We start from the raw sequence: 24942 nt of genomic DNA on the forward strand, positions 1-24942 counted from the left end.
GGTGGGACCTTGAAAGCCTGTGTTTTTGTTTTTCTCCCTCCCCCTTCGTGGGGGAGGGCCGGGGAGGGGGGGAAGGCGAGCCAGCTCCACCATAAAGAAGATGCCTTCCCCTTCCTGCTGACGTGGGAAGCGGCGACGGTCCACCCCCTCCCAACCTCCCCCCTCAAGGGGGAGGAGCTAAAAGACCTTCACCGCCGCAGCAACTGCCCCCGCCCCGGGTCCCCGACGAATTGCCCGCCCTCGACTGCCACCTCGCCGCGAACCGTCACCACGTCGGGCCGACCGTCGATCTCCCAGCCCTCGAAGCCGCTGTAGTCGTTGTTCATGTGACTCGTCGCCGCCGAGATGTGGCCCCGGTAGCCCGGGTCGTAGATCACGAGGTCGGCATCCGACCCCACCGAGATGGTGCCCTTTCGGGGGAAGAGGCCGAAGAGCTTGGCGGCCTTCGTGCTCGCCGACTCCACGAAGCGGCTGAGACTCAGACTGCCCCGGCTCACCCCGTAGGTGTAAAGCAGGTTCACCCGGTCCTCGATGGCGGGGATGCCGTTGGGAATCCTCGTGAAGTCGCCCTCGCCCATCGCCTTTTGCGACACATCAAAGGGGCAGTGGTCGGTGCCCACGGTGTCGATCAGGCCCTGCTCCAGCGCGGTCCAGAGTGCATGTTGATTGTGCTTCTCGCGCAGGGGCGGGCTCATGACGTACTTGGCGCCCTCCACGCCGGGGCGCTCGGCGTAGGTCTTGTCCAGCAGGAAGTGCGGGATGACGGACTCGATGTGAAGGTTGACGCCCCGCCGCTTGGCCTCCAGTGCCGCCTCCAGCGCCCGCTCGTTGGAGAGGTGAACGACGTACCCCTCGGCCCCCGTCATCTCCACGAAGGCGGCGAAGTGGGCGGTGCCCTCGGCCTCCACCCCCTCCGGGCGGCTGGGCTCGTGCCACTCGGGGCCGGTCTTGCCCTCGGCCAGGAGTTTGCGTTGCAGTTGCGCCACCAGTTCCGCGTTCTCGCAGTGGGCGGTGACGACCACGCCGAGTTCGCGCGCCAGGGTGAGCACCCGGTAGAGCACGTCGTCGTCAATGCCGAAGGCACCCTTATACGCCAGGAACACCTTGAAGGACTTCATGCCCTGCCCCACCAGCTCGCGCAGGGTGGTTTCCGTCTTGTCGTCCCAGCGCGTTACCCCCAGGTGGAAGGTGTAGTCGCAGGCGCTCTTCCCCTCCGACAGCCCGGTCCACTTCTCCCAGCCCTCCCGCAGCGGCTCGCTCTGGGCGGGCGCCAGCATCTCGATGTAGGTGGTCGTCCCGCCGATCAGGGCCGCCTGGCTGGCCGTCGTGTGCGTGTCCTTGGCAAAGGTGCCCATGAACGGGAGGTAGACGTGGACGTGCGGGTCGATAAAGCCGGGAAAGACGTACTTGCCGCTCGCGTCGATCACGCGGGCACCCTCGGGCGCGGTCAGCCCCTCCCCGATCTGGCTGATGGTCTCGCCCTCCACGAGGAGGTCGGCGGTGTAGTCGGCGTCGGCGGTGATGATGCGGCCATTCTTGATCAGGAGAGCCACGAAACCTCCGTTACAGGTCGGCGGGGGTCAATACGGTTAGGCCAAAACGTTTGAAGTCGGGGGCATTGAGGGTGAGGAGGGCGCCCAAGTCGTGTGCCAAAGCAGCAGCAGCCAGGCGGGCATCGTGAGCCTGCTTGCCGGAGACTTGATGCGTCATGACCAGATTGAGCCAAGTGTTGAACAGGTCCAGTGGGTCCGGAAGCAGGGCGAAGGCACCGCTCAGCAGCCGAAGGGCGGTGTTCACCTCCTCGGTGGTGTAACTCAGGCCATTGCTGGTTCCGTAAGGCCGGGTCGCCACCACCCAGTACTCGTACATGACCTGTGGGACGAGTACGAGTTCGTCCCCCCGCTCCATCAATCGGTCAACGGCGGCCTCCACCTCGGTGTGCTGCTCGGCGTCCTTTTGCACGTAACGCAGCATGATGTTGGTGTCGGCCAGCACACGCATCAGTCGTAGACCAGTTCGTTGATCTCGGCCCGGGTCGTGGGAACCGGGCCACCACCGGCGCGCATCACCTGCTGCTTGAACGCGGCGTAAGCGGCGGCCCGCTCCCCGGCGTCCGCGATCTCGCTCAGCCGACGCATGGGCGGACTCAGGGTGATGTTTTGGCCCTCCACGCTCAGCCGGAAGGTCTGGTTCCTCAGGCGGGCCAGCAGTTCGGGGGCTCCGTGCAGGCGACCCTCGGCGTCTATCTCGATCAAGGCGTCCAGTTGTGGCGCTTCCATATTGCCCCCTTTCCTTAAGTTTAAGCTCAGTGAATCTCGATCCCCGCCTCCTCGCGGTACGCCTCCATCGCGCCCCACTCCTGAGTCACGGCAGGGCGGGTGGCGGTGAGCTGGTCCCAGGTGACGGACGGGCGGCCGCTGGGCACGCTGACCATCTCGATACAGCCGTCCACCGGGCAGACGTTGGCGCACAGGGCGCACCCCACGCAGTCGGGCTCGCGGACGACCGGGGTGGCCCGACCCTGGGCGACCTGCTTTCCGCCGTCCCGCACGTTAAAGCCGGGGTTCACCTTTACCCCCTCCGGCGAGTACAGGTCGATGCACTGGTGGGCGGTGTCGTTGCAGGCCACGTAACAGAGGTCACACTGAATGCACTTGTCGGGGTCGATGCGCGCGACTGCCTGGTAACCGAGGTCCAGCCCGCCGAAGCTGCTCATCTGCGGCAGGCTGCGGCCCGTCACGTCCGCGAGGGTGGCGAAACCCTTGTCGTCCATCCAGTTGCTCAAGCCGTCCACGAAGTCCTCGACGATGCGGTAGCCGTAGTGCATCGCCGCCGTGCAGACCTGGAGGGCTGAGGCACCCAGCAGCAGGAACTCGGCGGCGTCGCGCCAGGTCTGGATGCCGCCCATGCCGCAGATCGGCACGCCGCTTTTCCTCACAGTGGGATCACACATCAGCTCGCTGAGCATGTGCAGCGCGATGGGCTTGACCGCCGGGCCCGCGTACCCGCCGTGGGTCGCCTGCCCGCCGATGCTGGGGGTCACCAGCAGCGTGTCGAGGTCCACCTTCATCACGCTGTTGATGGTGTTGATGAGGCTCAGAGCGTGCGCCCCGCCCGCCAGCGCCGCGTGCGCCGGGTCGATGATATGGGTGACGTTGGGAGTGAGCTTCACGATGACGGGGAGGCGGGTGACGGACGTGACCCAGTGCGTGTTGAGCTGGCACATCTCGGGCACCTGGCCCACCGCCGCGCCCATGCCGCGCTCGCTCATGCCCTGGGGGCAGCCGTAGTTCAGCTCGATGCCGTCGGCCCCGGTGTCCTCAATCTGCATGACGATCTCGCGCCAGGCTTTGGGGTCGGCGTCCACCATCGCGGAGACGATCACCGCGCGGTCCGGCCACATCCGCTTGACCTCGGCGATCTCGCGCAGGTTCACCTCCAGCGGGCGGTCGGAGATCAGCTCGACGTTGTTGATGGCGACGAGGCGCTGCCCGCCCAGGGTCAGGCCCCCGTAGCGGTTGGAGATGTTGAGCACGGGGGCGCCGATGGTCTTCCACACAGCCCCGCCCCAGCCGTGCTCGAAGGCGCGGTGAATCTGCGCCCCGCTGTTCGTCGGCGGCGCGGAGGCCAGCCAGAAAGGATTGGGCGCCCGGATGCCCGCGAAATTCACGGAGAGGTCAGCCATAAGGGGTCTCCAGAAAAGGGGTGTGCGCTATGGAACAAGAAAGGCGAGGCTGTCTTTTTCCCCTCCCCCTTGAGGGGGGAGGTTGGGAGGGGGTAAACCGAAGCAACGTCCCCAGAACGCAGACGCCCAACCCCATCAGTCCGCCGCCACAGGAGAAGCACTCAGCGCCGCGTGAATGCTCGCCGCCGCCAGCTTGCCGTCCTGCACGGCCATGACGGTGCTCGCGCTGCCGCGCACGCGGATGCAGTCGCCGCCCGCGTACACCCGAGGCTCGCTCGTCTGCAGGCCGTCGTCCACCCGGATATAGCCGTTTTCGAGGGCGAGGCCGAGCTGGGCGGCAAGGGCGGGTTTCTCCTGCCCGATGGCCGCGATCACCGTGTCGCATGGAATCACGAACTCGCTGCCGGGCACGGGCTCGGGGCGGGGGCGGCCCGAGGCGTCGGCCACGCCCAGGCTCATCCGCACGCAGCGCAGGCCCGTGACCTTGCCCCCCTCCACCTCCACCCCGACGGGCTGGGTCAGGAAGGTGAAGCGCACCCCCTCGTGCAGGGCGAACTCGTACTCGTGGCGGTAGGCGGTCATCTCGTTCTCGGTGCGGCGGTAGACCATCTCCGCCTCCGCACCGTGACGCCGCCCCACCGTCGCCGCGTCGATGGCGGTGTTGCCCGCGCCAATGACGACGATGCGCTCTCCGAGGGCCAGCGGGCCCACCTTCAGCCGCCAGGGCTCGACCTTGCTCGCCTCGATGATTTCCAGGCCGTCCAGCACCGCCTCCTCACCGGGGACACCGAGGGCAGGAACGGCGCCGAGCCCGAGCCCGAGGAATACCGCGTCGTACTGGGAGAGCAGCACATTCAGCCCCTCGCGGTCGGTCAGCTCGACCCCGGTGCGCACCTCCACACCGAGGTTTTGCACCGCCTCCACCTCGCGCAGGGATACCTCCACGGGCTCGCGCAGGCCGATGATGCCGTAGGTGCTCAGGCCGCCGCCGAGGTCGCGCCGCTCGAAGAGGGTGACCCGGTGCCCCAGCTTGGCGAGTTCGGCGCTGGCGCTGATGCCCGCCGGGCCGCTGCCCACGACCGCCACGCTCCGCCCGGTGGGGGGCGAAGGGGTGAAGACCTGCACGCCCCGCTCGAAGATGTGGTCGGTCGCGTACCGCTGGAGGCGCCCGATCTGGATGGGCTGGTGGTCCTTGCCCAGCACGCACGCGCCCTCGCACAGCTCCTGCACCGGGCAGACGCGGGCGCAGGTGGCTCCCAGGAAGTTCGCCTCCAGGATGACGCGGCCCGACCCGCGCAGGTTCCCGGTCGAAATCTTGCGGATGAAACTGGGGATGTCGATGTGGGTGGGGCAGGCCTGCAGGCACGGGGCGTCGTAGCAGTACAGGCAGCGGTTGGCCTCGACGGTCGCCTCGTGGGCGGTCAGCGGAGGCAGAGCCTCCTGAAAGCGGTACACCTCTGGTTCGGGGACGGCCGGACTCGAACGTTCCATGACTGACCTCGCTTCTCACCGGGGCGGGTCGGTTCGAGCCCTCACGGGAGCTGACTTAACCGAAACGTAATGAATTGTAATTCGAGGCATGTATAGCGTCAAGCTGGAGGTCAGAGGCGTCCGGCAGGGAGGAAAGGGCAAAAACAACGTTTCCGCCTCTCACTTTGCCGCTGCCGCCGCATCTTTGGAAGAGATGCACGTCGCCTTGAACGCATGAATTAGCGCGTATACGCCTTCTTATGCAAAGCAACTGTCGGCGGACGACTTTTCCTTGGCGATGAAACGATGCGTGCTACGGCGTCTTGGGAGTCATTGCCGAGAGCGAGGAAGGCAAACCGTTCTGCTGTTGGCTGTGAATATGCAGGGTCAGGCCCTCAAGTGCCCCGCGCCGGAATAAAAATGCGCCGGGCGTCCGCCTTTTGAAAAAGGCCCCGCGAAAGCTCGGCCCTCCCTCCTCCGGGTCCGAGGTCTCGCAGACGGGAAGACTTCCGGCCCAATGTGGCAAATCATGGCGCTGGCCCTCACGCCGCACGCATGAGAAAGAGTGTTGCCGCCGCTGCATAAATTCGTGTGGCATCCACGACCGCTTTCAGCGACACATGTTCGTTCACCTGATGGGGAATGGTGCGGTCGCCCGGGCCGAGGGTGACGATGGGAAGACCCGCCCAGGCGTGGAGGAAGGTCCCATCCGTCGCCCCCGGCACGCCCCCGTAGCGCACCGGCTGTCCGGTGAGTTCCAGCGCCCGGACGACGGACTGCACGACGGGCGCGTCCAGCGCCGTCTCGGTAGCGGGGCGGTCCTCGTAGATGTCGAGCGCGGCGGAGATGCCCGCAAAGTCCCGCAGGACCGCCCGGAGAAGGTCCTCCACCTGACCACTCAGCAGCGCATGGTCCACGCCGGGCACCGTGCGGATGTCGAGCCCCACCCGGCACGCCCCGGGAATCACGTTGTTCTGCCCGGGTCCGGCACTCGCCTCGAAGACCGTGGGCGTGAGGTAGACCTCGCCCAACAGGTCGTGCCGCGCGTCCCGCCAGTCTTCTTCGAGGGCCGCCAGTCCGGACACGAAAGCGGCGGCGGCGGGAATGGGGTTGACCCCGGCGTAGGGCATCGCGCCGTGGGCCATCCGCCCCTGGAAGTTCACCCAGACCCGCATGGCCCCCTTCTGGCACAGGCAGACCTCGTTCTCCTCGGGCTCGCAGATGATCGCCCCGGCAAACCCCCGCGTGTACCCGGCCCGCACGAAGGCCTTGACGCCCAGCATCAACCCCTCCTCGTCACATAGGATGGCGAGACGCAGGGGGCGTGGGGGGTCGGGCATCACCTGCCGCACGGCGACGGCGGCGCAGATGGCGGCGGCCAGACCCGCCTTCATGTCGGCGCTGCCGCGTCCGTGGAGCAGGCCGTTCTCGATGCGGCCCTCGAAGGGGGGAATGGTCCAGCCTCCCGGGTCGCCGACCGAGACGACGTCGGTGTGACCCTCCAGGATCAGGCCGCCGGTTCCGGTGCCGAGGTCGGCGATGAGGTTGGGGCGGCCCGGCGCGACCTCCTGCCGGGTGACCGCGAAGCCGCGTTCCCGCAGGTACGGTTCCAGGAAGCTGGCGGCGACGGCCTCGCCGGGCAGCGGGGCCTGGGTGTCCAGGCGAACGAGGGCCCGGGCCAGGTCGGTCAACGCCTCCTCGTCCACGGCGGCGGCGGCGCAGCGGGCCAGGGTGTCCAGGTGGTCGGGGGAGATCAGGGGGGAGACGTTGATGGGGGAGACCTCCTTCGGGGTCGGGGCGACCGGGTGCCGTGCTCAGGAGCATAGGGCGAGGAGGGAGGTGGACGGCGAAAGGACAGTCCGGCGCCCCCTGATCCTCCGCCCGGAGCCACACGAGGACACCGCCGCGCCGGCGGCAGGCGGGGGGAACCTCGCCTAGAGTGGAGGGTGGGAGGCAGGATGAACGAGATCGTGGTGGTGCTGGAGGGCGGCGTGCAGGTCACGGGCACGCCCGCGCAGGTGGACCCCGAGCAGGTCTCGCTGCTGGCCCAGGCCTCGGAGGTGGACGGGGTGATGCTGAGTGGGGTCCGGTTTCAGGGCGGCGGGGCGGAGGTCACCCTGCCCTGGCTCTACGTGCCCTTCGTCCGCGTGGTGGCCTGCGGCGTGGCCCAGCCCGTGGACGAGGACGAGGCCCGGACCCGGCTCGCCTTCCTGGTCCAGGGCATCCGCAAGAGCCACTTCAGCTCGCGGGGCGCGAACGAGGGGCTGCGTTCCGTCGAGAACGAGTAGCCCTCTGGAGCTGCCGTCCGTCGGGAACGTCCCCGCAGGGGCGGTGGGGGGAGACGCCCGCCCCTTCCCCTCCTCACACCCGGCTGGCGTCGAAGCCACGGGGCACCCGCACCCGCAGGGCCCCGGCCTGCACCCGCAGCTGGAGGGCGGTGCCGAGCGTCACCTCGCCGTCCACGCTCATCCATTCCTGGCCGCGCCGCGTCCGGACGCTCAGTTCATCGGTGGAAAAGCGCAGGGCCGGGTCCCCGAGCGTCCAGCCGATCCCCGCCCGCAGCAGGCTGACGAGCCGCCCCTTGCCGAACACCAGCACGTCGAGTTGCCGGTCGGCCACCGAGGCGCCCGGAGCCGCGCGCAGGGGACCGGCCACGTACCGCCCGTTCGCCACGAGGAGCTGGTGGGTGTGCAGCCGCAGGGTGCCCCCGGCGGAGGTCAGGGTGAGGTCGAGCGCCCGGTGCCGCCACAGCACCCGCGCCCCCACGGCGGGCCAGGCCAGCAGGCCCAGGCGCCGCTTGAGATCCCCGTCGAGGCTGCGTGCGATCTGCGCCGAGAGCCCGAGGGCCACGCTGTTGAGAAAGACCCGCCCGTTGACCCGCCCGACATCGACCGCCGTCGTCTGCCCCTGGGCGACCACCCGCGCGGCCCTGGCCAGGTCGAGCGGCACGCCCACGCTGCGCGCGAAGGTGTTGCCCGTGCCGAGCGGCAACACGCCCAGGGCCGTGTTCGTCCCCGCCAGCAGGTTCGCCGCGTGCGAGAGCGTGCCGTCTCCGCCCCCCACGACCACCCAGGGGGCGCCGCGCTCCACCTCGGCGCGCAGCAGGTCTTCCGCCGCCCGGGAGTCGGTCACCACGAGCGCCGTGACCCGCAGCCCGGCCGCCGCCAGAGCCCCCACCGCCGGGCCGACCGAGACCCGGCCACGGCGCGAGTTCGCGTTCACGAGCAGCTTGAGGTCGCCCGGGGTCATCGCCCGTCCCTCCTGACCGGTCCCCGGGGCGTCACGGGCGGGTGCCGAGCTTCCCCTTGAGATCGTCCACGAAGTCTTGCAGCCGCAGGGTGGCGGCGGCCCGGGCAGCGTCGTGGGCGAGACGGGCCGCCAGAAGGTCACCCGAGCGGCAGCGGGCTTCGAGCGCCGCCTTCTCCTCGGCACCGAGGGCCTTTTTCAACAGCAACAGCAGGGTGGCGCCGGTCTCCTTCCACTGCCGCTCGGGCGGAAGCGCCAACTGGGCTGTCAGCCGCGCCTCGTGCTCCTCCTGGGCCCGCACTTCGCTGTGGAGGGCGCCCGCTGGCTGGGCGTCCTGGTCGTGGTCCCCGGGCGGGGTGGCGAGATGACCGGGCAACTCGTACTTCTCGGGATGGGTGATGATGTCGGCGATTAACCCGGGCGGGTTGCGCACGACCTTCCCCTGCCGTCTGAGGGACTCGTAGTACGCGACGGCCTCCTCGACCCGCCCGGGAAACTCGGTGGAAAGCTGAACCGCCCGGGGGGCGCCGACCCGGTACTCCCGCAGGAGGCGCACGAGCGCCGGGTCCGGGTCGTTCTCCTGGCGGAAGACGTACTCCAGGTGCTGGTGCTGACCGCGCCCGCTGACGTGCAGGTCGGCCAGGTATCCGGCGGCGGCGAGTTCCTCGTGGGCCGCGTCGAGGGCACGCATGACCTTGCTGGCGCGCTCCTCGCGGATGCCGCAGGCTTCGCGCCAGTCCATCAGGGGAACGTGCAGGGTGCGCACAATCGTGCCGTCGTCGGCGTAGCGGTGGGCCTCGGTCAGGCGGTAGAGCGCGCGGGAGTGGGGTTGCTCCAGGTGGGTGAGCACCTCGCGCCTCAGCGCATGGGTGTATCCCGCGCGGATGCTCGACGCGAGCTGGTGGGAGAGCCGGACGCTCAGCCGCGCGTCGGGGAGGAGTTCCGGCAGGTCGTTCGTCTCCTTGTCCCAGTAGCGAAGCTCCTCGAAGAGGCGGAAGGCGGCATTGAAGCGGATGGGGCGGCCCGTGGGGTCCACCCAGCCCTCGCGGACGATGAAACCGGTCGCCCAGACCCGCAGCAGCCCCTCGCGTATCCGGTGGAAGGCCCGGCCGTTCTTAACCATCATGGCCGCCTCCCGCAGGGCGTTCGGGGTCGTGTGCAGCCAGTTGTCCTCGGGGCTGCCCTGAGCGATAAAGAGCTGCTCGATCCCCAGCATGATGTCGGTGTCGGCGCCGTGCGGCCTGCCCCGGGTGCCCTCCCCGTGCACGTGAACGGTGCGGCCCCCCACTTGAAACTGGCTCTCCCACACGGGCTCCAGCGGGAGGCGCGTCTGGATGCTGAAAAAGCCCAGGCGGTCCAGGTTGCGCTCGGTGAGGAGGGGAGGGGGTTGAAAGGGTTTCTTCCGGTACATGCTGGTTGTTTTCCTTCTTTGTTCAAAGATAAAAGAAAACAACAACAGGGCGAGTCGTGTCTGACGTGCTGGACGAGCAGTTTCGTCACAAACGGCCCAAAGGTGTCCCACTTTCGAGCCCCAACGGCCCAAAGGTATCCCCCTTTTCGGGGGAGTTCGGCCCAAACCTGTCCCAAATGTGGGTCCGGCTGGTCCAGAAAAAGGTTTTCCCGCGCCAAGACGACGAAAAGAGGCAGTTCGGCCCAAAGGTGTCCCACCCGGTCGGCCCAAAGGTATCCCACGAACGGCCCAAACCTGTCCCACTGTCACGGGTTGTCTCAGACGGTCTTTTTCAGGAACGGCCCAAAGGTATCCCACCACGGGACGGCCCAGATCGGGACTTCAGGGCGAGCCCGAGGCTCAAAACGGCCCAAAGGTGTCCCATGTGCACACCGGGTTTCCGGGCCGCCGCGCCTCGCGGTGCCATTGGGGAACAACCGGCAGGGCGTGCGCGAGGAGGGCGCCGCCTTCACGAGAGCCGGTCATCGGGAGTGCCGCCGACGGACCTTTCATCCGGCTCCTCAGGTCGTGGTCTCCTGATCGGCCAGGCGCCGCAACTGCTCCCCTGCGTCCCGGGTCACCAGCCCTCCGTGGTAGCAGAGGATGGTCTGTACGTCGAGTTCGGCGAGTTTACGCACCGAGGCGCGGGCCGCCCGCATGTCCGGCGTCGCTCGCTCTATCGGCCCCGCGAGCTGCCCGTCGCGGGCGACGAGGGCGTCCCCGCTGATCAGGGTCCGGCTCTTCTCCAGGTACAGGCTGAGGTGCCCCGGCGTGTGCCCGGGGGTAAAGACCACCCGCACGCCCCCGGCCAGGTCGAGCCGCTCGCCGTCGTGCAGCCGCCGCGTGACGGGGACGGGCTCGGCCCCCCGCTCGAAGAGTTCGCGCATCCGGGGCGGCATGGAGGCCAGCATCGCCTCACGCACCTCGGGTGGGGGCATCTTGGCGGGGGGAAGCCGACCCTCGATGTAGGGCGCCTCGACCTCGTGCGCCAGAACCTCGGCCCCGCTCGCCCGCACCACGTCCGCCAGCGAGCCGATGTGGTCGAGGTCCTGGTGGGTGAGGATGACCCGGCGCAGGTCCCGCACCCCCACCCCGACCTCCGCGAGCGCCGCCAGGGTGGCCCCGAGCTGGCCGGGCACACCGCTGTCCACGAGGGTGTGGCCCTGCTCAGGGTCGAGGATCAGGGCGAGGTGGAGTGTGGTGGGCCCGCCCATCAGGGTGGTCTCCAGGGGCAGCACGGCGAGGTCGTCGTTGACGCGCATGGGGGCCAGGATGCGCCGGGGGCGGGGGGCTCGGCGACGCGCCCGCTCACACTTCATCCCGGGGCCAAAGGGAAGGGGCCGATCCGTGCAGGACCAGCCCCTCCGGTTGCCCGGGTAGCTCAGTCGGAGGGGTGGAGGGCGGGAACTTCCCCCATCCTCGGTTCGCCGCGCCCGCCTTGGCGCAGGGGAAGCGCCGGGATGAACAGCGTGACGCTGAAGCCGACCAGGGTGATGAGGATGAAGGTGCCGAACATCCTCGTCACCGCTGCCGTGAAGCCCTGCTTCATGCTGCCACATCACGCTGATGCGGGAAGCCACGAGCGACCCGGCGAGCGAGGAGCAGACCATCCACGCCCTGGAGGCGGCGGGGGCCGAGCAGGTCGATACCGGGTACCTGCGGCGGTTCGGCCCGGTGAAGGCCGAGGTGGCCCCGGAGCGGCTCGACCACGTCCGCGCCCTGGAGGTCGTTCAGGCGGTGAAGGAGCTCGGCGGCATGCGCGCCATCTCGCCGGGAGAGCTTCGGCCGCCGGTTCCCGATCTGTCCGGGTCGGCGGCGAGGCCCGTGCAGGCAGAACCGGCGCGCTACGTCCGTCCCGGCGAACACGCTGACAGCGGTGGGGGAACTGTCGTCCGGGATGGTTGGTGGCGGTTTAACAGGACTTTGTCACTCTGGGGCGGCGCTCAGCCGCCCCTCGCCGTAGTGACCGATCTTGGCGGGTGTGCCCGTCCCTCATAACTGGCAGCGGTTCTTTTCGGACTTCCTGTCTCCCTGTCTGAAAACCCTCGACCACCCCAATCAGCGCACCTGCCTGCCCAGATACGTCCGGGGCCTCCTCGCCCCACTGGAGCGGAAGAGCACCGAGCCCATCGCCGAACACCTCGGTGTGGATGACCAGCGCCTCCATCACTTCCTGAATGTCAGCCCCTGGGAGACGGACCCGCTTGAACGCCTCCTGGCCGAACGCGCTCAGTCCCTCTGCGGTGGGAAGAGCGGCGTGCTGATCATTGACGACACTGCCCTGCCCAAGAGTGGGGAGCACAGCGTCGTCGTCACTCACCAGTACTGTGGTGCGCTGGGGAAACTCGCCAACTGTCAGGCCCTCGTGACTCTCACACTGGCTGACCAGCGCGTCTTCGCGCCGCTCGGCATGCGGCTGTTCTTCCCTAAAGGTTGGACCGACGATCCAGAGCGTTGCCGCATCGCGGGTGTGCCCGAGGGACTCCAAACGTACAAGTCGAAAGGTGACCTCGCCCTGGAAGAACTCGACCGCGTGCGGGCGCAGGGTGTCACCTTTCGGGTCGTGCTGGCTGACGCGGGGTATGGCGTCAGCAAAGAATTCCGCCAAGCACTTACTACCCGGGGTCTCACCTGGGCGGTGGGCATTGTCGGTCACCAGAAGGTGTTTGGTGAGCACGTGACCGTCCACGACCCACCACCGAAGGCCCAGGTCAAGGGGCGACCTGGCAAGCATCCGATCCCCAGTGAACAGGCACGTCCCGTCAGGGACGTGCTTCACGCCTTGCCGCCCTATCGCTGGCACACCGTCAAGGGTGGGAAGAAGTCGCGCTGGGTGGTCGTGCGAGCACGCATCGCCAATGGGGTTGAGGATGCGCGTGGACGCCATTTACCCGGCGAGCTGGTGTGGATCGTCGGGGAGAAACGGCGGGGGGGCGAGATCAAGTACTACGTGACGAACCACTCACCAACAACGTCGAAAGCGCAGCTTGTGCGAGACCTTAAGGCACGCTGGGCATGCGAAACGCTGCACCAACAGGCGAAGGAGGAACTGGGACTCGATCACTTCGAGGGTCGGTCCTGGCGGGGCCTGACCCATCACGTCGCCTTGGTGCTGCTGACGATGCTGTTCTTGCAGACCGTGCGGGCCACAACCTGCGGCACTGGACTGGCCCAGTTTTGTGGGCAAAGCTGACTGGAGACTCGACTCAGGGGGAGTGTACGACGGCGGGCAAGGCGGTGGGTGGTGCCCACCGTCCTGCGAACTCGTCCGGGGTGAGGTAGGCCAGGGAAGAGTGCGGCCTGGCGCTGTTATAGAAGGTCCGCCAACCGTCCAGCAGCACCCGGGCGTGCCGGGCGGAGTGAAAGACCTCCAGGTTCAGCAACTCGTCCCGTCAGCGGGCATGGAAGCTCTCGGCCATGCCGTTTTGCCAGGGCTTGCCAGGATCGATGTCCCGAGTGCCCACCTCCTGTACGGTTAGCCAGACCTTCAGGTCATGGGCGATGAACTCGGGGCCGTTGTCGCTGCGGATGAAGGCGGGCACGCCCCGTTCCCGCATCACCTCGACCAGGACGGCCTTCACGTCCACCGACGTGAAGGCCGTCCCACAACGCAGGGCCAGCGATTGCCGGGTGAACTCGTCCGTCAGGGTCAGGATTTTCAGGGGTTGCCCGGTCAGGGTCTGGTCGAAGACGAAATCATAGGTCCACACCTGATTCGGCTGCTCGGCGCGCAGGGGAACGTGCTGTCCGGTGCGGATTTTCTTTGCCTTGCGGCGGGTGGGAACAGCGAGGCCTTCGCTCTTCCAGAGACGATGCACAGTCTTGCAGTTCACCTGCACCCCCTCCCGGCGCAGCGTGGCGTGGACACGACGGCATCCCCAGCGGGGATGCTTGCAGGCCAACGTCCTGATCTGCTCTCGGAGCCTTTCGTCATGCCGGGGATGGGGGCGGTAGGACAGCGACGAGCGGGGTAGACCGACCAGCTCGCACGCCCGCTGCTGTCGGACATTTTTGCGGACCAGGAATTGTGCGGCCTCCCCGCGCTCGGGGGCCGTCAACGCTTTTTTGCCAGAATCTCTTTCATCCCCTCCAGCTCCAGGCGCTGCTGGCCCACCAGCTTCAAGAGCCGCTCGTTTTCGCGTTCGAGCTGACGGAGCCGCCGGGTTTCAATCACGGTGGCATCGCCGTATTTGGCCTTCCAGGTGGAGAAGGAGGCCGTGCTGCACTCAGCTTCTCGGCACAGCTCCTCCACCGACTTCTCGCCCTTTTTGGCGTCTTGGAGCAGCTTGATGATCCGTTCCTCACTGAACCGCTTCTGCTTCATGGGTCATCCTCGCTTTCCAGCCGAGGCAAGGGGAAGCCCCCTTCCCCGGCCGTGGGGCGAGCCGATGATCTCCAGTCAGTTTCGCCCAGTTTTTGGGGGGCAGACCAGCACCGCGCGGGTCGTGACCTTGCCACAGGCACGCCGAGCGGCGAGCCGGACCCTGGAGGAGGTCCGGCTCAGTCGGTGTCCGCATTGTGGGGAACAGGTGCGGAGAGTACCCCCATGAGCCCGAATAGAAGTGACAAAGTCCTGTTAATAGGTCCTGGGGAATTGGGTTGCAAGTCCCGGTTCCCCAGGCAGGCCCCTCGTGGTTAGGGCACCTGAGCCTGAAAGCACACCTCGACCGTGGTCCCGGCAGTGAAGGGAAGGATGTTGATGCCGAGGACCCGGCTGCTGGAGGTGTAGGTCGCGGTGTCGCTGTCGCTGGCAAGGGTGGCGTAGGTGTACGACGTGCCCGCGTTGCGGGTGATCCGAACGTCCTGGCCCGTGCCGTAGCTGTTCGTCAGGGGGACGAGCGGGGAGGGGATGACGTCACGCAAGGTGGCGGTCGTGGCGTCCGCGTAGCCAGTTCCCGCGTGGGCGGCGGTGAGGCAGTATTCGACTGTCTCGCCCGGCTTGGCGCTCACGGCGGCGGTGCCGAGCGTGCCGCTTTGGGTGACGTTGCGTTGGCGCTTGTTGATGGTGCCGGTGATGGCGTTATTCACCGTGAGGGTGGCGGTGCCCACTACCGCGTTAGTGCCCGCCGTGCTCACCACTCCCCCTACCGCGATGGTATTTACCTTGCTGCCAGTAGAGTTCGCGGTGACGTCGAAGCTCAACGTACACCCGCCGCCGGGGATGCTCGTGCCCGACGCCAGGGTCACGCTGCCGCTGCCCGCTGTCGCCGTGACAGTAGCCGCCCCTCCTGTGCTCGACGTGCAGGTGGTCGAGGGATTAGGCGTGCTGGCAACGACGACCCCAGTGGGCAGAGTGTCCGTCACCGCGCTGCGCATATAGAAGGGCGTGGGGTTGGTGTTGCCGAAAGTCAGGGTGACGCGGCTGTTCTGGTTGACCAACACGGTAGCGGAGTTGAAGCTCTTGGCAATGGTAGGTGGGTCCGGCGTGTTGCCGCAGTCGGTCATGTCGGTGAGGTTTGCTGCGCTGCCGAGCACCGTGGTGGCGCCGCTGCTGGTGTTCAGCAAGACGGTGCCGGAACTGCCGGTGCTCCCGCTGCTGAGGACTGTGCGGGCAGTCACGGGATCGTAGGAGATGCCGTTGTAGATCCCACGGGCCACGTTGGTGCCGCCCGACGTGATGCGCACGACCGAGGAACTGCTCAGCGCGGTGACGCCACTCGCGGCCACCGTGCCGAAGTTGGCGTAGAACATGCCGCCGCTGCCCGCTGCGGTGGTCTCGCCGTCTAGTAGAGCGTAGAGGGTGCTCCCGACGAAAACAATGTCGCCGTTGGTGGTGGTGGCGTTTGAAATGGCGGTCGTCGAGTTCTGCGCACCGTTGGCGAGGTTAAGGTCGATGGTACGCACCGTTGCGCCTGTGGAGGGGTTGACCTCCTGGAGCACGTAGTTTCCATAGAGCAGGTACAATTTCGGCGTTCCGGTCGAGTTGTCGAAGCTCGCTCCCACGTTCACGCTGGTCGTCGTTCCCCCGTTGCGAGTGGGAATAGTGACCGCTCCGATCTGGACGGGTGCAACGGTCGGCGTTTGTGGGTTGTAACGGTAGAGCGTGTTGGTCGTGGCAGCGCTGCGGTCAATGAAGTACAGTTGCCCGGTCACCGGGTTGAGTGCCGCCCCGTTGATGGCGGTGAAACTCGTGGTGTAGGTGCCCGTCACCGCCCCAGACTGGGCGTCCACCCAGTTGATGCCTGTGGAGGTCAGGGCATAGACGCTCGTGCACCCGCTCGCCGCCAGCGCCCCTCCCGACACGCACGCGGCCAGCCCCAGCAGCCGCAGGAACAAACGCTTCATCGCCTCTCTCCGGTCAGTTCGTCGATCATAAATTCGAGTCGCAGGTAGGCTCCGGCCCTGGTGGGTTCGGCAGTGATCGGTGTGAAGCCGCCGAAGTTGTACCCGACGGTCAGGGCCGCCTCCGGCATCACGCGGTATGTCCCTTCCACCCCGAAGGCGTGCTCCGCGCGGCCCAGCGACGGCTGGAACAGCCCCCGGTAGGCGGCCCCCACCCCGAAGCGGTCATTCAGCCAGTAGCGGGTGGCGAGCACCGCCTGGGCCGCGAAACCGTCCGCGTCTCCCGGCACGGCCCGCAGGGCGAGCTGCACCCGGTCCTGGGCCCGGACCCGGTCGCGGGTGGCGCTGACCTCGGCGCTCAGCTCGGTGCCCTCCCCGGTGCTCGTCAGGGTTCCGGCGCGCAGGCGGGCGTAGGCGGCGGCCTGGACTTCCTCGCCCCGGTAGGTGAACCCGGCGCCGTAACGGTGGCCGCTTCCATCCGCGCCGAACACGCTCAGGCCGTCGGCGGTGACCCCAACCGGTCGGTCCCCGGCCTGGAGCGTGTGGCTGACCGAGAAGCGCAGCGCGCCCGTCAGGCGGCCCTCGCCGTTCTGCACGCTGCGGCCGAGGTCCACCCCCGCCGTGGCGACGGTGCGGTCCGTGTTCACCCGAGCGTCCACGCTGGCCTGCTGCCCGGTGGGCCCGGCCCCGAGTTGCGCGCCGAGGTTCACGCCGGGGCGCAGGCTCCAGGTTGCCTGCACGCTGCCGCGCGCCTCGCCCTCGGCGGCCGGGGTGGTGGGCAGGGCGTACTCCAGGCTGGCGGTGTAGGGGCCGCTGCGTCCGGTGAGCACGGCGGCGGTGCTCACGGAGAAGTCGCCGTCCTGCCGCCGGGCCGAGAGGCGCATCCCGGCGGCAAGTTCGGTGCCCGCGTTCGGCGCGCTCGCCGGGAGGGGCAGGCGGCGCAGCAGCGTGGCGCCGTACTGGCCGTTGCCGGTGTCGAAGGCCTGCTGGGCGGCGAGCTGCGCCGTCCAGGGACCCCGGGTCAGCCGGGCGCCCGCACTGAGCCCCGTGCCCGCCAGGGTGCCCGTGCCCGTGAAGACGCCGAGCGTGTAGGCCTGCGCGTCCGAGGGGGTGTAGGTGGCGTCGAGCCCAGCGCGCAGCCCCGTGCCGCTCGCGTCCCGCAGGTAACGCAGGCTCGCTCCGACGCCGAAGGTCTTCGTGAGCGGCCGGGCGGCGGCTAGGGCGGCGCTATGGCCGGGGGTGCCGGTGGCGTCCACCCCGGCGTACCCCTCGTCCTCGTGGGTGGCGAGGGCGCTCCAGCGGGTGCCGAAGGTCACGCCGCCCGCCTCCAGCCGAGCGCGGGTGCCGCCCGCCGCGCCCGAGACCAGCAGGTCGGCCGTGGCGGTGTTCGGCCCGGTGAGGTCCTCGACCTGGAGCCGGGCCCCGACCGTGAGGTCCTCGCTACTCGCGTGGACGCCCGCGCTCGCGGTGAGCCGCGCCTCGCCCGCCCGGAACTCGCGCGTCACGGCGACCTGGGCGCCGGGGTCGATCTCCCCGCCCACCCCGGGACCGCGCGCGATCAGGCTGACGGTCGTATTCACGTCCGGCTGCGCCACCACGGCGCGCGGGAAGGTCACCACGCCCGCCTCGTCGGTCACGAAGTCCACCCCGCGCACGAGTTCCTTCTCGGTCGTCACGCCGTCCACGGTGACCTGCAGGAAGAGGCGGGCACGCTGGGGATCGATCTTCGCCGGAAGGCGCGACACCCGCGTGCCGTTCAGCGGCAGCGCCGCCTCGTGGGTATTGCCCGCGTAGGGGGCGAGGTAGGCGGTGACGCGCGTGTCCCCGTTTGTGCGGACGTTGAGGGTGTCCCCGCCGTCCGGGCGGCCAAACACTGGGTCCCGCGCGGCGCCCCGCGCGTAGGTCGCGGTGAAGCCGGGGTGGTCGTAGCGCGCCGCGAGGAGGCCGTCCGCCTCCAGGGGGCGCCTCTCCTCGCTCTGGTCGCCCAGGGAAGGGTAGCGGGTGTACTCCGGGGTGCCTTGGTGCGCCCCAGCGCTGTCGAGGTTGACGGTGAGCTGGCCCGGCCCGACCGGGGCCTCCAGCGTGCCGCGCGCCTCCAGCGTTCCCTCCCCCGCGCTGTTCAGGGTCGCCGCGCCCGCCGCGATCAGGGTGCGGTGCTGGTCGGCCGCCACCGTCATCGGCAGCTCGACCCGGTGCCCGTTCACGTCGAGGACCAGCCGGGTGTCCACCGGGCCGCTCAGCGGTGAGAAGCGCACCTCGGCCTGCCCGTCCACCACTCGGAGCTGCATCCCCGACTGGCCGGGGTCGGCGTCCGGCGTGGCGAGGGTCAGGCGTCCGGGATCCTCGACGGTGACGAAGGGGAGCACCGTCCGCTCCCCGGCGGCGTCGCGGACCTCGACCGTGGCCGTGATCGGCGTGAAGCCGTCCGCCCGGGCCACCACGTCCCGCAGCACGGCGCCCCGCGCCACGTCAGCGGCGCGCACCCGCACCTCGTCCCGCACGTCCCCGGCCACGGCGGTGAGTGTGTTCTCGCCGGGCCGCAGCGGCACGCCGATGAACTCACGGGTCGTCTCCCCGCGCGCGGGGTCGTCGGTACGTCGGCCCACGCGCGCCTGCGGCACCTCCTCGCCGTTCACCCGCAGGGTCACGTCGGCGTTCAGCGGGGTGCGCACGGTGACGTTGGTGCTGCTGCGCCCGCGCACGCCCGTGCCCTCCGCCGGGCTGAGGATCAGGCCGTCGCGCGCCGTGGCCGGGGCCCCCCGGGGCGGCAGGGTGCGGTACGCGGCGCTGCCCTCCAGGGTCTCCGTCAAGCCGGTGTCGTACTGTACGGCGACGCCGGGCGTCAGGGACGCGGGGAGGTCACCCGGCACCTCGAAGCTGAGGGCTACCGTTCCACCCGGCACGTTCCACTGGGTCAGTCCCTCCGAGCTGACAGCCGGGTCGGCGGCTGGCTGGCCGTTCACCCACGTGCTGCTGGGAAGGACCCGGTCCCCCAGCGGCAGGCTGATCAGGGCGGCGGTCACGCGCGGAGGCAGCGTGAAGGTGAAGGTCACGCGCCCCGCCGACGTGGGGGCGGGGGCCGCCGCGCTGCCGGATTCGGCGCTCGGTGGAGGCGGGGCCGCGCCCTGTGCCCCGGCCCACCCGAGGGCCAGGAGCAACGTGAGGCTGAGCGGGGAGAAGGTCAGGGGCACGGGACTTCCTCCATGGGGGGCAGGTTAAGCGGGCGGCGGGTGGCGGCGGGGTGTGGGCTGGGCAGCGGGGTGGTGACGGTGACGCCCGCCGGGAGGCGGACCACCCGCCCGGCGGGCGCTTCACCGAGGCGCACGCAGGCCCCGGCCTCCGAGCGGCTGGAGACGTCCCACCCGGCGTCCGAGGCGCGCGGGGTGAAGGTGTGGGTGCTCCCGGCGAGGCGCAACTCGGCCCCGGCGCCTACGCCCAGCCGGTTCGGTTGCAGCGGGAAGTCGAGCACCGTCAGGGCCGCGACCTGCACGGTGGCGCTGCCGGGGGCCGAGAACTGCGGCGCGGAGAACGCGGGGGCAGGGGTGTACGGCACGCTGCGCGGGTCGAGCCGCACGGCGTTGAGTCCGGCGACCACGTTCTTGAAGGAGTACAGCCCGGCCGCGTCGGTCAGCGCCTCGCGCCCCCCGGCGAGGAGCACCCGGGCACGGGGCACCGGGCGGTCGGTCCCGGACGTGTAGCGGGCGTTGCCGTCCACGTCCACGAAGACCCGCCCGACGAGATCGTTGCCCGAGCCGCTGAGGCTCTTGCGCAGGGTCACCTTTGCACTGGCAACGTTGCTCTTCACGGCGGCCATCACCACGCCCTGGCGGCCCCGGGCCCGCGCCTGCGCGGCGTTGTCTAAGGGCGTGCCGTCACCGGTCAGCGGCAGCCGGACGTCGTAGGTGATTGCCGCGCTCGAGTGCGGGGCGAGGGTGCCGACCGGGACCGCCAACACGCCGCCCGCGAGGGTGGCCGCCACCGGGGTGCCGTTCACCCGCACCGTCCCCGGCAGCACCTCCAGCCGGGGGTCGGGCGTGTCCTGGATCACCGTCTCCTGGAGGGTGGTGTCGGCGGGGTTGGTGACGGTGACCGTGTAGGTGACGGTGCCGCCCGGGTCGACCACCGCCGTGCTCACCGCCTTGGTCACCAGGATGCGCGAGGTGAAGACCCGCACGATGGCGGGCGGCGTGGAGGTGTTGCTGCCGCCCTCGCCGGTCGCGGTGGCGACGTTCGTGACCTCGGTATCGTCGGCGGTCTCCCCACGCACCCGCGCTACCAGCGTGTAGACGCGGCGCTCGCCCGGTGCCAGGGACTGCCGCCAGGCCACCCGCGTCTGCCCGCCTGAGAGCGGGGTGGCGCTGGCCGCCGCGCCCTCGACCGCGACGAACTCCAGCGCCGGGCTGAGGGTGTCCTCGATGAGAACGTCCGGCATCTCGACCCCCTCGGGGTTGGTGACGGTGACCGTGTAGCGCACGAGGTCGCCCACCTCGGTGGTAGTGTCCCCGTCCACCGTCTTGCTGATCCCGGGGGCGCCGATGTTCGCCGTGACGGTCAGGGTGGCTGTGAGGTCGCTGTGACACCCTGTGATGAGGGTGGTGTTGTTGACCCCCGGGCGCGCCGGGGTGGTGCTCACGAGCAAGGTGATCGCCCCGTCAGGTGCGAGGGTGACCGAGGCCACGGGCACGTCGTCGGGCAGCCCGTTGCCGTTGAGGTCGGCCACGACCGTGAAGGCGGAGGTCTGGTCCTTGGGAGTGGTGAGGCCTAGCGGGAAGGTGGCGGGGGTATTGCCAGTGTTCGTGAGGAGATAGGCGGCGGTGACGGCTTCGCCCACATGCGTGCTGCGGTCCGTGCGGCCCGGCGTCAGGCTCGCCGAGCAGACCGGGGCGACGGTGACCGTGACCCGGCTCTCGACCCGGCCCGAGTCATCCTCGTAGACGCCGACATTCTCGATGACGCTTCCGGCGGGGGTTCCGGCCGAGAGCAGCAGGGGCGCAAGCAGCAGCAGGTGGGGGCGTTTCATGGGTCTCCGGTCGTGGGACGGGGCAGGGGGCGGAGAAAAGCGCCGCGACCCTGCCCGCGTGGGAAAGAGGAGCTTAGTTGTTGCGCACCTGTACCGTGATCACGAGGCGCAGGGTCTGGCCGGGGGCGAGGCTGTCGCCCGCGTCCACAGTGGAGTCGCCGCTGCTGTCCAGGCCGACGTACACGAAGGGGCCCGAGGCGCTCGTCGTGCTGGTCGCCAGCGTGTTCGGGGCGCCCAGGTACCAGTTGGTGCGGTTGTTGCTGAACAGGACGTTGCCCGCCTGGGTGGAGCTGCCGGTGACCGACTTAAAGGTCGTGTTCGCGGGCACGTAGTCGCGCAGGGTGGGGAAGCGCAGCGCCGAGCCGCCCGTGTTGGTGACCGTGACGGTGTAGCGCAGGTACTCGCCGGGCTTGGCGGTCGTGGAGTTCAGCACCGGGGCCGTCTGGCAGGAGGCGTCAGTGCCGCAGTTGTCCACGGTCTTGGAGACGCTCGCCACCCCACGGTTGACGTTCACCGTGTCGGTGTCGCTGACGGACTGGCCCTGTTCGACGCGGTTGTCGAAGCCGGTGCTGTCGGCCGCGTTGCTGTACACCGTGAGCTGGTTGGTGAACGACTGACCGTTGGTCGCGCCCGCCGCGCCCGTGTAGGTCACCACGATGGTGTAGGTCTCGCCTGCGGGCAGGTTCCCCGCGTTTTGCAGCGCCGTCTGGAGGCTGGCGTTGCTGACCGAGGCGCCGGTGGCGCTGTTGGTGACGGTGTAGCTCACGCCGCCGCTCGCCGCGTTCGGGTCGGTCAGCGTGGTCGTGGCGACCAGGGTACTCGCGTCGAGGGTAGCGTTGCCGGTGTTCGTCAGGGTGTGCGTCGCGGTAACGGTGCCGGTCGGGGTGACACTGACCGTGTTGTCCCCATCGAGCGTGAAGGAGAGGATACTGGTCGCCGTGATCAGACCGACGTTGTTGCTGTCGGTCTTGGCCGGGTTCCCCGCCGAGGTCGCCGTGAGGTTGACGTAGGTCTGCTGGTTGCCCGCAGCGTTGCTGGGGACGGTGTACACCACGAAGACCCGGCGGGTCTCGTCGGCGGTCATGTTCTGGAGGCTGGTCACGACCGTGTCGCCGGGATCGTAGCTGCCGACGGTGCCCGTAAGGGGGTTGTCGAGGTAGATCGTCGCGCCTAGCGGGGCCCCCGTCTGCGCGTCCGTGACGCTGAGGTTCAGGGTGTCGGTGCCGTTGCCGCTGTTGGTGACGTTGTAGGTCAGGGTGGCGGTCTGGCCGGGCAGCGCGGTCTGCGTCTGGCCGGGGGCAGCGACCGAGCCGTCCGGGGAGACGTTCGGGTCGTACTGCTGGGTCACCGTGATGTTCACCGGCGTGGTGGGCGTGGAGGTGGTGGTGCCGCCCACGTCGGTGAATTCGAAGACACCGATGTTCTGAATGGTGCTGCCGGCGGGGGCGCCGACGGCGAGGGCGCCGGAGGCGGCGGCGAGCAGGGCGGTGACGAGCAGCTTCTTCATGGTTCTCCTGTCAGGGGGCGGAAAGATCGGCGTTAAACGCGGCTTAAGGTAGTGGGCCGGGCCTTACAGCCGGCTTACAGGCCGCTGTCGTCGCGGGTGATCGTGGTCGTCGTCGTGCTGTCGCTGCGGACGTACCCGGCGATCTTCAGGCGCAGGGTGCCCGCCGCCGGAAAGGTGTCGCTCGTGTCGATGGTGCTCGCGGTGCCGCCGTTCTCCACGGCCACGTACAGGGTGGAGGTGCCGCCGGTCAGGGTGAGGCCGACGGGCGTCCCGACCCAGGTCGTGCCGTCGGTGCTGAACTTGAGGGTGCCCGTGGCGGAGGTGGTCGCCCCGACGCTCGTGGCCACGAAGTTCGCGGGCAGGACGTCGCGCAGGCGGACGTTCGTGAGAGTGCCCGTGCCGGTGTTGGTCGCCTCCAGGTAGTACACGACGTACTCGCCGGGCTTGGCGCTCACCGGGCCGGCGGTCGCGGCCGTTCTGACCGGGCAACTGCTCGCGGCGCTCCCGCAGTAGGCGACGGTTTTCGTCACGCTGCCGACGCCCCGCGCCACCACGGTGGTGTTGACGATTTGGCCCTGCGGGTCGGTGCTGGGGGCATTGTTGGTCACGCCCGCGCCGGTGGTGGGGCTGTAGGCGGTGATCGAGAGGGCCTGCTGATCCTTGTCCGCCGGCGTGCTCGGCGCCGCGACGTTCACGGTGATCGTCAGGCTGCCCCCCGCCGTGAGCCCCGTCCCGACCGCGCTCTTGATCAGGGTGTCGAGGTTGTTGCCTGTCGTGCCACCCACCGTGTACGTCGTGGTGAAGCCGTTGGTGATGCTCGCGCCCGCCGCGTTCGTGGCGGCGGCCGTCACGGTCGCGGTGATGTCGGCGGCGGTCAGCGTGGTGTTGCCGGTGTTCGTCAGCGTGTCGGTGAAGGTGACGGTCCCGTTCGGCGCGACGGTCTTCGTCTGGGTCGAGGCCAGCGTCAGGTCGATGACGCGGCCCACCGTGAACTGCCCAACGTTGTTGGTGTCGGTCTTGGTGGTGTCGCCCGCCGAGGTGCCGCTGAGGTTGAGCTGGTGCGCGGCGCCCGAGGCGCTACCGCCCGTCGTGCCGCTCGGCAGGCTGTAGCGCACGAACAGGGTGCGGGTGGCGTCGGCGGCGAGGCTGGCGACCGAGGTCACGAGGGTGTCGCCCGCGTCGTAGCTCCCGACTGTGCCCGTCGTGGGGTTGTCGAGGTAGACGCCGAGGATGTTGGCGCCCTGCGCTGTCGCGTTCGCCGTGGCAGCGGCGACGTTGAAGGAGTCGGTGCCGTTACCGGTGTTCGTCAGCGTGTAGGTCAGGATGCCCGTCTGCCCGGGGAAGAGGGTGACGTTCTGCCCGGGGGCGGCGGTGGTGCCGTCGGGCGTGACCGTCACGCCGTACACCTGCGTGACGTTGACGACAACGGGCGTGGACTGAAGTGTGGTGGTGTTGACCCCGTCGTTCAGATCGAGGTAGCCGGTGTTGGAGATCGCCGTGTTGGCGGCGGTGCCCACGGCGAGCCCCTGGGAGAACACGGAGAACGTGGCGAGGGCCAGGGTGGTGGCGAGAAGCTTTTTCATCGAACGGGATGTGGGGCGGGAGACTCCTGCCGGGAAGCGCGCCCTGGGCGCCGGGCAGGAGAGGGAAGGCCCCACCAGCGCGGTCAGGCGCTGCCTTTCTGCCTTGGTTCAAGGCGTTCCTGGGGTTAAGTGCCGACTTCTTTTCGTCTGAACGTCCGGAGGCTGGACGCCCCCCGGCGGGAGGGCCTCAGTTGACCCGGATGCGGTGCCCGACCGTCACGGTGCCCGACAGGCCGGTGAGGTCGTAGCGCACGGCGCGGTACTCGTTCTGGGGGGCGGGCACTTCCTTCGTGACCGCCTTGCCGTTCTCCTGCACCGTAATCGCTTTCATCGGGGTCGTGGAGAAGGGTCCGGTGGGGTTCAGGGCGTAAGTCACGCGCACGCCCTGGCTGGCCCGGGCGCTCCCGGGCACGAAGGTCGTGTTCGCGGGCACGGGCACGGTGAAGCGCGCGCCTTTCTCCTTGCCGCTCAGCATGAGGACGCTGCTGGCCTGAAGCAGGTCACCCGGGCGGGTGGTCGCGGCGGCCTCCAGCCGTTCCGTCTGTTTTCCCCCAACCGTGGCCGTCACCACGCGCTGAATCGTCAGCGTCGGCTTGGGAGGTGTGCCCGGTGCGGCGGCGGCGAGGCTGGCGCCGACCAGCGTGAGGACGAGAGGGGCAGCGAGGGAGACGTTCATGGTGTTCCTCCAGCAGAGCGGCG

General features: G+C 69.2%; 21 protein-coding genes and 1 pseudogene. 3 read left to right on the top strand and 19 right to left on the bottom strand.

Annotation, left to right across the window (positions count from 1 at the left end; translation table 11 throughout):
- Positions 1-188: 188 nt before the first annotated feature.
- The 6 genes from hydA to DAETH_RS21795 all read right to left on the bottom strand — a co-directional run bounded on the left by hydA (position 189) and on the right by DAETH_RS21795 (position 6846).
- Positions 189-1553, bottom strand: coding sequence for a dihydropyrimidinase (gene hydA, locus DAETH_RS21770; protein WP_264778213.1), 1365 nt, complete (start codon positions 1551-1553; stop codon positions 189-191).
- 10 nt (positions 1554-1563) lie between these two features.
- Positions 1564-2001, bottom strand: coding sequence for a type II toxin-antitoxin system VapC family toxin (locus DAETH_RS21775; protein WP_264778214.1), 438 nt, complete (start codon positions 1999-2001; stop codon positions 1564-1566).
- Positions 2001-2279 carry a hypothetical protein gene (locus tag DAETH_RS21780; RefSeq protein WP_264778215.1) on the bottom strand — a complete coding sequence of 93 codons (279 nt, stop codon included), beginning with the start codon at positions 2277-2279 and terminating at the stop codon, positions 2001-2003. Before DAETH_RS21780 ends, DAETH_RS21775 begins: the two co-directional genes overlap by 1 nt.
- Positions 2280-2305: 26 nt before the next feature.
- Positions 2306-3685, bottom strand: coding sequence for an NAD-dependent dihydropyrimidine dehydrogenase subunit PreA (gene preA, locus DAETH_RS21785; RefSeq protein ID WP_264778216.1), 1380 nt, complete (start codon positions 3683-3685; stop codon positions 2306-2308).
- A gap of 135 nt (positions 3686-3820) precedes the next feature.
- Positions 3821-5176: an NAD(P)-dependent oxidoreductase gene (locus tag DAETH_RS21790; protein WP_264778217.1), complete on the bottom strand. Its 1356-nt coding sequence runs from the start codon at positions 5174-5176 to the stop codon at positions 3821-3823.
- Positions 5177-5697: 521 nt separating this feature from the next.
- Positions 5698-6846 (bottom strand): M20 family metallopeptidase, encoded by a 1149-nt coding sequence (locus DAETH_RS21795; RefSeq protein ID WP_264778218.1) that lies wholly within the window; start codon positions 6844-6846, stop codon positions 5698-5700.
- 267 nt (positions 6847-7113) lie between these two features.
- Between DAETH_RS21795 and DAETH_RS21800 the strand changes: the two genes are divergently transcribed.
- Positions 7114-7443, top strand: a complete 330-nt coding sequence (locus DAETH_RS21800) for a hypothetical protein (protein ID WP_264778219.1) — start codon at positions 7114-7116, stop codon at positions 7441-7443.
- Positions 7444-7516: 73 nt separating this feature from the next.
- On the opposite strand, the gene DAETH_RS21805 is transcribed toward DAETH_RS21800, so the two are convergent.
- From DAETH_RS21805 to DAETH_RS21820, 4 genes are all read right to left on the bottom strand, one after another.
- Positions 7517-8404, bottom strand: a complete 888-nt coding sequence (locus DAETH_RS21805) for a diacylglycerol/lipid kinase family protein (RefSeq protein WP_264778220.1) — start codon at positions 8402-8404, stop codon at positions 7517-7519.
- A 31-nt stretch (positions 8405-8435) separates the two neighbouring features.
- Entirely contained in the window at positions 8436-9812 is a 1377-nt protein-coding gene (locus DAETH_RS21810; RefSeq protein WP_264778221.1) for a replication initiator protein A, read from the bottom strand.
- 560 nt (positions 9813-10372) lie between these two features.
- Entirely contained in the window at positions 10373-11113 is a 741-nt protein-coding gene (locus DAETH_RS21815; protein WP_264778222.1) for an MBL fold metallo-hydrolase, read from the bottom strand.
- A 119-nt stretch (positions 11114-11232) separates the two neighbouring features.
- Entirely contained in the window at positions 11233-11400 is a 168-nt protein-coding gene (locus DAETH_RS21820; protein ID WP_264778223.1) for a hypothetical protein, read from the bottom strand.
- Positions 11401-11417: 17 nt separating this feature from the next.
- On the opposite strand from DAETH_RS21820, the gene DAETH_RS21825 reads away from it, so the two are divergent.
- Both DAETH_RS21825 and DAETH_RS21830 read left to right on the top strand, forming a co-directional pair.
- Positions 11418-11849, top strand: coding sequence for a hypothetical protein (locus DAETH_RS21825; RefSeq protein ID WP_264778224.1), 432 nt, complete (start codon positions 11418-11420; stop codon positions 11847-11849).
- A pseudogene (locus tag DAETH_RS21830) lies at positions 11833-13008 on the top strand (IS701 family transposase); the annotation flags it as partial. The gene DAETH_RS21825 and the pseudogene DAETH_RS21830, both read left to right, overlap by 17 nt.
- A 49-nt stretch (positions 13009-13057) precedes the next feature.
- On the opposite strand, the gene DAETH_RS24750 reads toward DAETH_RS21830, so the two are convergent.
- The 9 genes from DAETH_RS24750 to DAETH_RS21870 all read right to left on the bottom strand — a co-directional run bounded on the left by DAETH_RS24750 (position 13058) and on the right by DAETH_RS21870 (position 24919).
- Positions 13058-13192 carry an integrase core domain-containing protein gene (locus tag DAETH_RS24750; RefSeq protein WP_406585128.1) on the bottom strand — a complete coding sequence of 45 codons (135 nt, stop codon included), beginning with the start codon at positions 13190-13192 and terminating at the stop codon, positions 13058-13060.
- Positions 13193-13243: 51 nt separating this feature from the next.
- Positions 13244-13909, bottom strand: a complete 666-nt coding sequence (locus DAETH_RS21835) for an IS3 family transposase (RefSeq protein WP_264778225.1) — start codon at positions 13907-13909, stop codon at positions 13244-13246.
- The gene (locus DAETH_RS21840; RefSeq protein ID WP_264778226.1) at positions 13906-14175 is read right to left on the bottom strand and encodes a transposase; all 270 of its coding nucleotides are present in this window, start codon (positions 14173-14175) and stop codon (positions 13906-13908) included. Before DAETH_RS21840 ends, DAETH_RS21835 begins: the two co-directional genes overlap by 4 nt.
- Positions 14176-14486: 311 nt before the next feature.
- Complete coding sequence (locus tag DAETH_RS21845) at positions 14487-16136, bottom strand: DUF7933 domain-containing protein (RefSeq protein WP_264778227.1); 1650 nt, start codon at positions 16134-16136, stop codon at positions 14487-14489.
- Positions 16133-19324, bottom strand: coding sequence for an RHS repeat domain-containing protein (locus DAETH_RS21850; RefSeq protein ID WP_264778228.1), 3192 nt, complete (start codon positions 19322-19324; stop codon positions 16133-16135). The genes DAETH_RS21845 and DAETH_RS21850 overlap by 4 nt, the downstream gene beginning before the upstream one ends.
- The gene (locus DAETH_RS21855; protein ID WP_264778229.1) at positions 19315-21153 is read right to left on the bottom strand and encodes a DUF11 domain-containing protein; all 1839 of its coding nucleotides are present in this window, start codon (positions 21151-21153) and stop codon (positions 19315-19317) included. The genes DAETH_RS21850 and DAETH_RS21855 overlap by 10 nt, the downstream gene beginning before the upstream one ends.
- A gap of 73 nt (positions 21154-21226) precedes the next feature.
- The gene (locus DAETH_RS21860) at positions 21227-22660 is read right to left on the bottom strand and encodes a COG1361 family protein (protein ID WP_264778230.1); all 1434 of its coding nucleotides are present in this window, start codon (positions 22658-22660) and stop codon (positions 21227-21229) included.
- A gap of 74 nt (positions 22661-22734) precedes the next feature.
- Entirely contained in the window at positions 22735-24243 is a 1509-nt protein-coding gene (locus DAETH_RS21865; protein ID WP_264778231.1) for a hypothetical protein, read from the bottom strand.
- A 187-nt stretch (positions 24244-24430) separates the two neighbouring features.
- Positions 24431-24919, bottom strand: a complete 489-nt coding sequence (locus tag DAETH_RS21870) for a hypothetical protein (RefSeq protein WP_264778232.1) — start codon at positions 24917-24919, stop codon at positions 24431-24433.
- Positions 24920-24942: the final 23 nt, after the last annotated feature.

This window comes from Deinococcus aetherius (assembly GCF_025997855.1).
GTDB classification, from domain to species: Bacteria; Deinococcota; Deinococci; order Deinococcales; family Deinococcaceae; genus Deinococcus; species Deinococcus aetherius.

Coding starts and splice junctions, on each gene's coding strand:
- DAETH_RS21775 (WP_264778214.1), bottom strand. CDS start 2,001: ATGCGTGTGCTGGCCGACACCAACATCATGCTGCGTTACGTGCAAAAG.
- DAETH_RS21840 (WP_264778226.1), bottom strand. CDS start 14,175: ATGAAGCAGAAGCGGTTCAGTGAGGAACGGATCATCAAGCTGCTCCAA.
- DAETH_RS21805 (WP_264778220.1), bottom strand. CDS start 8,404: ATGACCCCGGGCGACCTCAAGCTGCTCGTGAACGCGAACTCGCGCCGT.
- preA (WP_264778216.1), bottom strand. CDS start 3,685: ATGGCTGACCTCTCCGTGAATTTCGCGGGCATCCGGGCGCCCAATCCT.
- DAETH_RS21810 (WP_264778221.1), bottom strand. CDS start 9,812: ATGTACCGGAAGAAACCCTTTCAACCCCCTCCCCTCCTCACCGAGCGC.
- DAETH_RS21845 (WP_264778227.1), bottom strand. CDS start 16,136: ATGAAGCGTTTGTTCCTGCGGCTGCTGGGGCTGGCCGCGTGCGTGTCG.
- DAETH_RS21865 (WP_264778231.1), bottom strand. CDS start 24,243: ATGAAAAAGCTTCTCGCCACCACCCTGGCCCTCGCCACGTTCTCCGTG.
- DAETH_RS21800 (WP_264778219.1), top strand. CDS start 7,114: ATGAACGAGATCGTGGTGGTGCTGGAGGGCGGCGTGCAGGTCACGGGC.
- DAETH_RS21860 (WP_264778230.1), bottom strand. CDS start 22,660: ATGAAGAAGCTGCTCGTCACCGCCCTGCTCGCCGCCGCCTCCGGCGCC.
- DAETH_RS21825 (WP_264778224.1), top strand. CDS start 11,418: ATGCGGGAAGCCACGAGCGACCCGGCGAGCGAGGAGCAGACCATCCAC.
- DAETH_RS21790 (WP_264778217.1), bottom strand. CDS start 5,176: ATGGAACGTTCGAGTCCGGCCGTCCCCGAACCAGAGGTGTACCGCTTT.
- DAETH_RS21780 (WP_264778215.1), bottom strand. CDS start 2,279: ATGGAAGCGCCACAACTGGACGCCTTGATCGAGATAGACGCCGAGGGT.
- DAETH_RS21870 (WP_264778232.1), bottom strand. CDS start 24,919: ATGAACGTCTCCCTCGCTGCCCCTCTCGTCCTCACGCTGGTCGGCGCC.
- DAETH_RS21820 (WP_264778223.1), bottom strand. CDS start 11,400: ATGAAGCAGGGCTTCACGGCAGCGGTGACGAGGATGTTCGGCACCTTC.
- DAETH_RS21815 (WP_264778222.1), bottom strand. CDS start 11,113: ATGCGCGTCAACGACGACCTCGCCGTGCTGCCCCTGGAGACCACCCTG.
- DAETH_RS21855 (WP_264778229.1), bottom strand. CDS start 21,153: ATGAAACGCCCCCACCTGCTGCTGCTTGCGCCCCTGCTGCTCTCGGCC.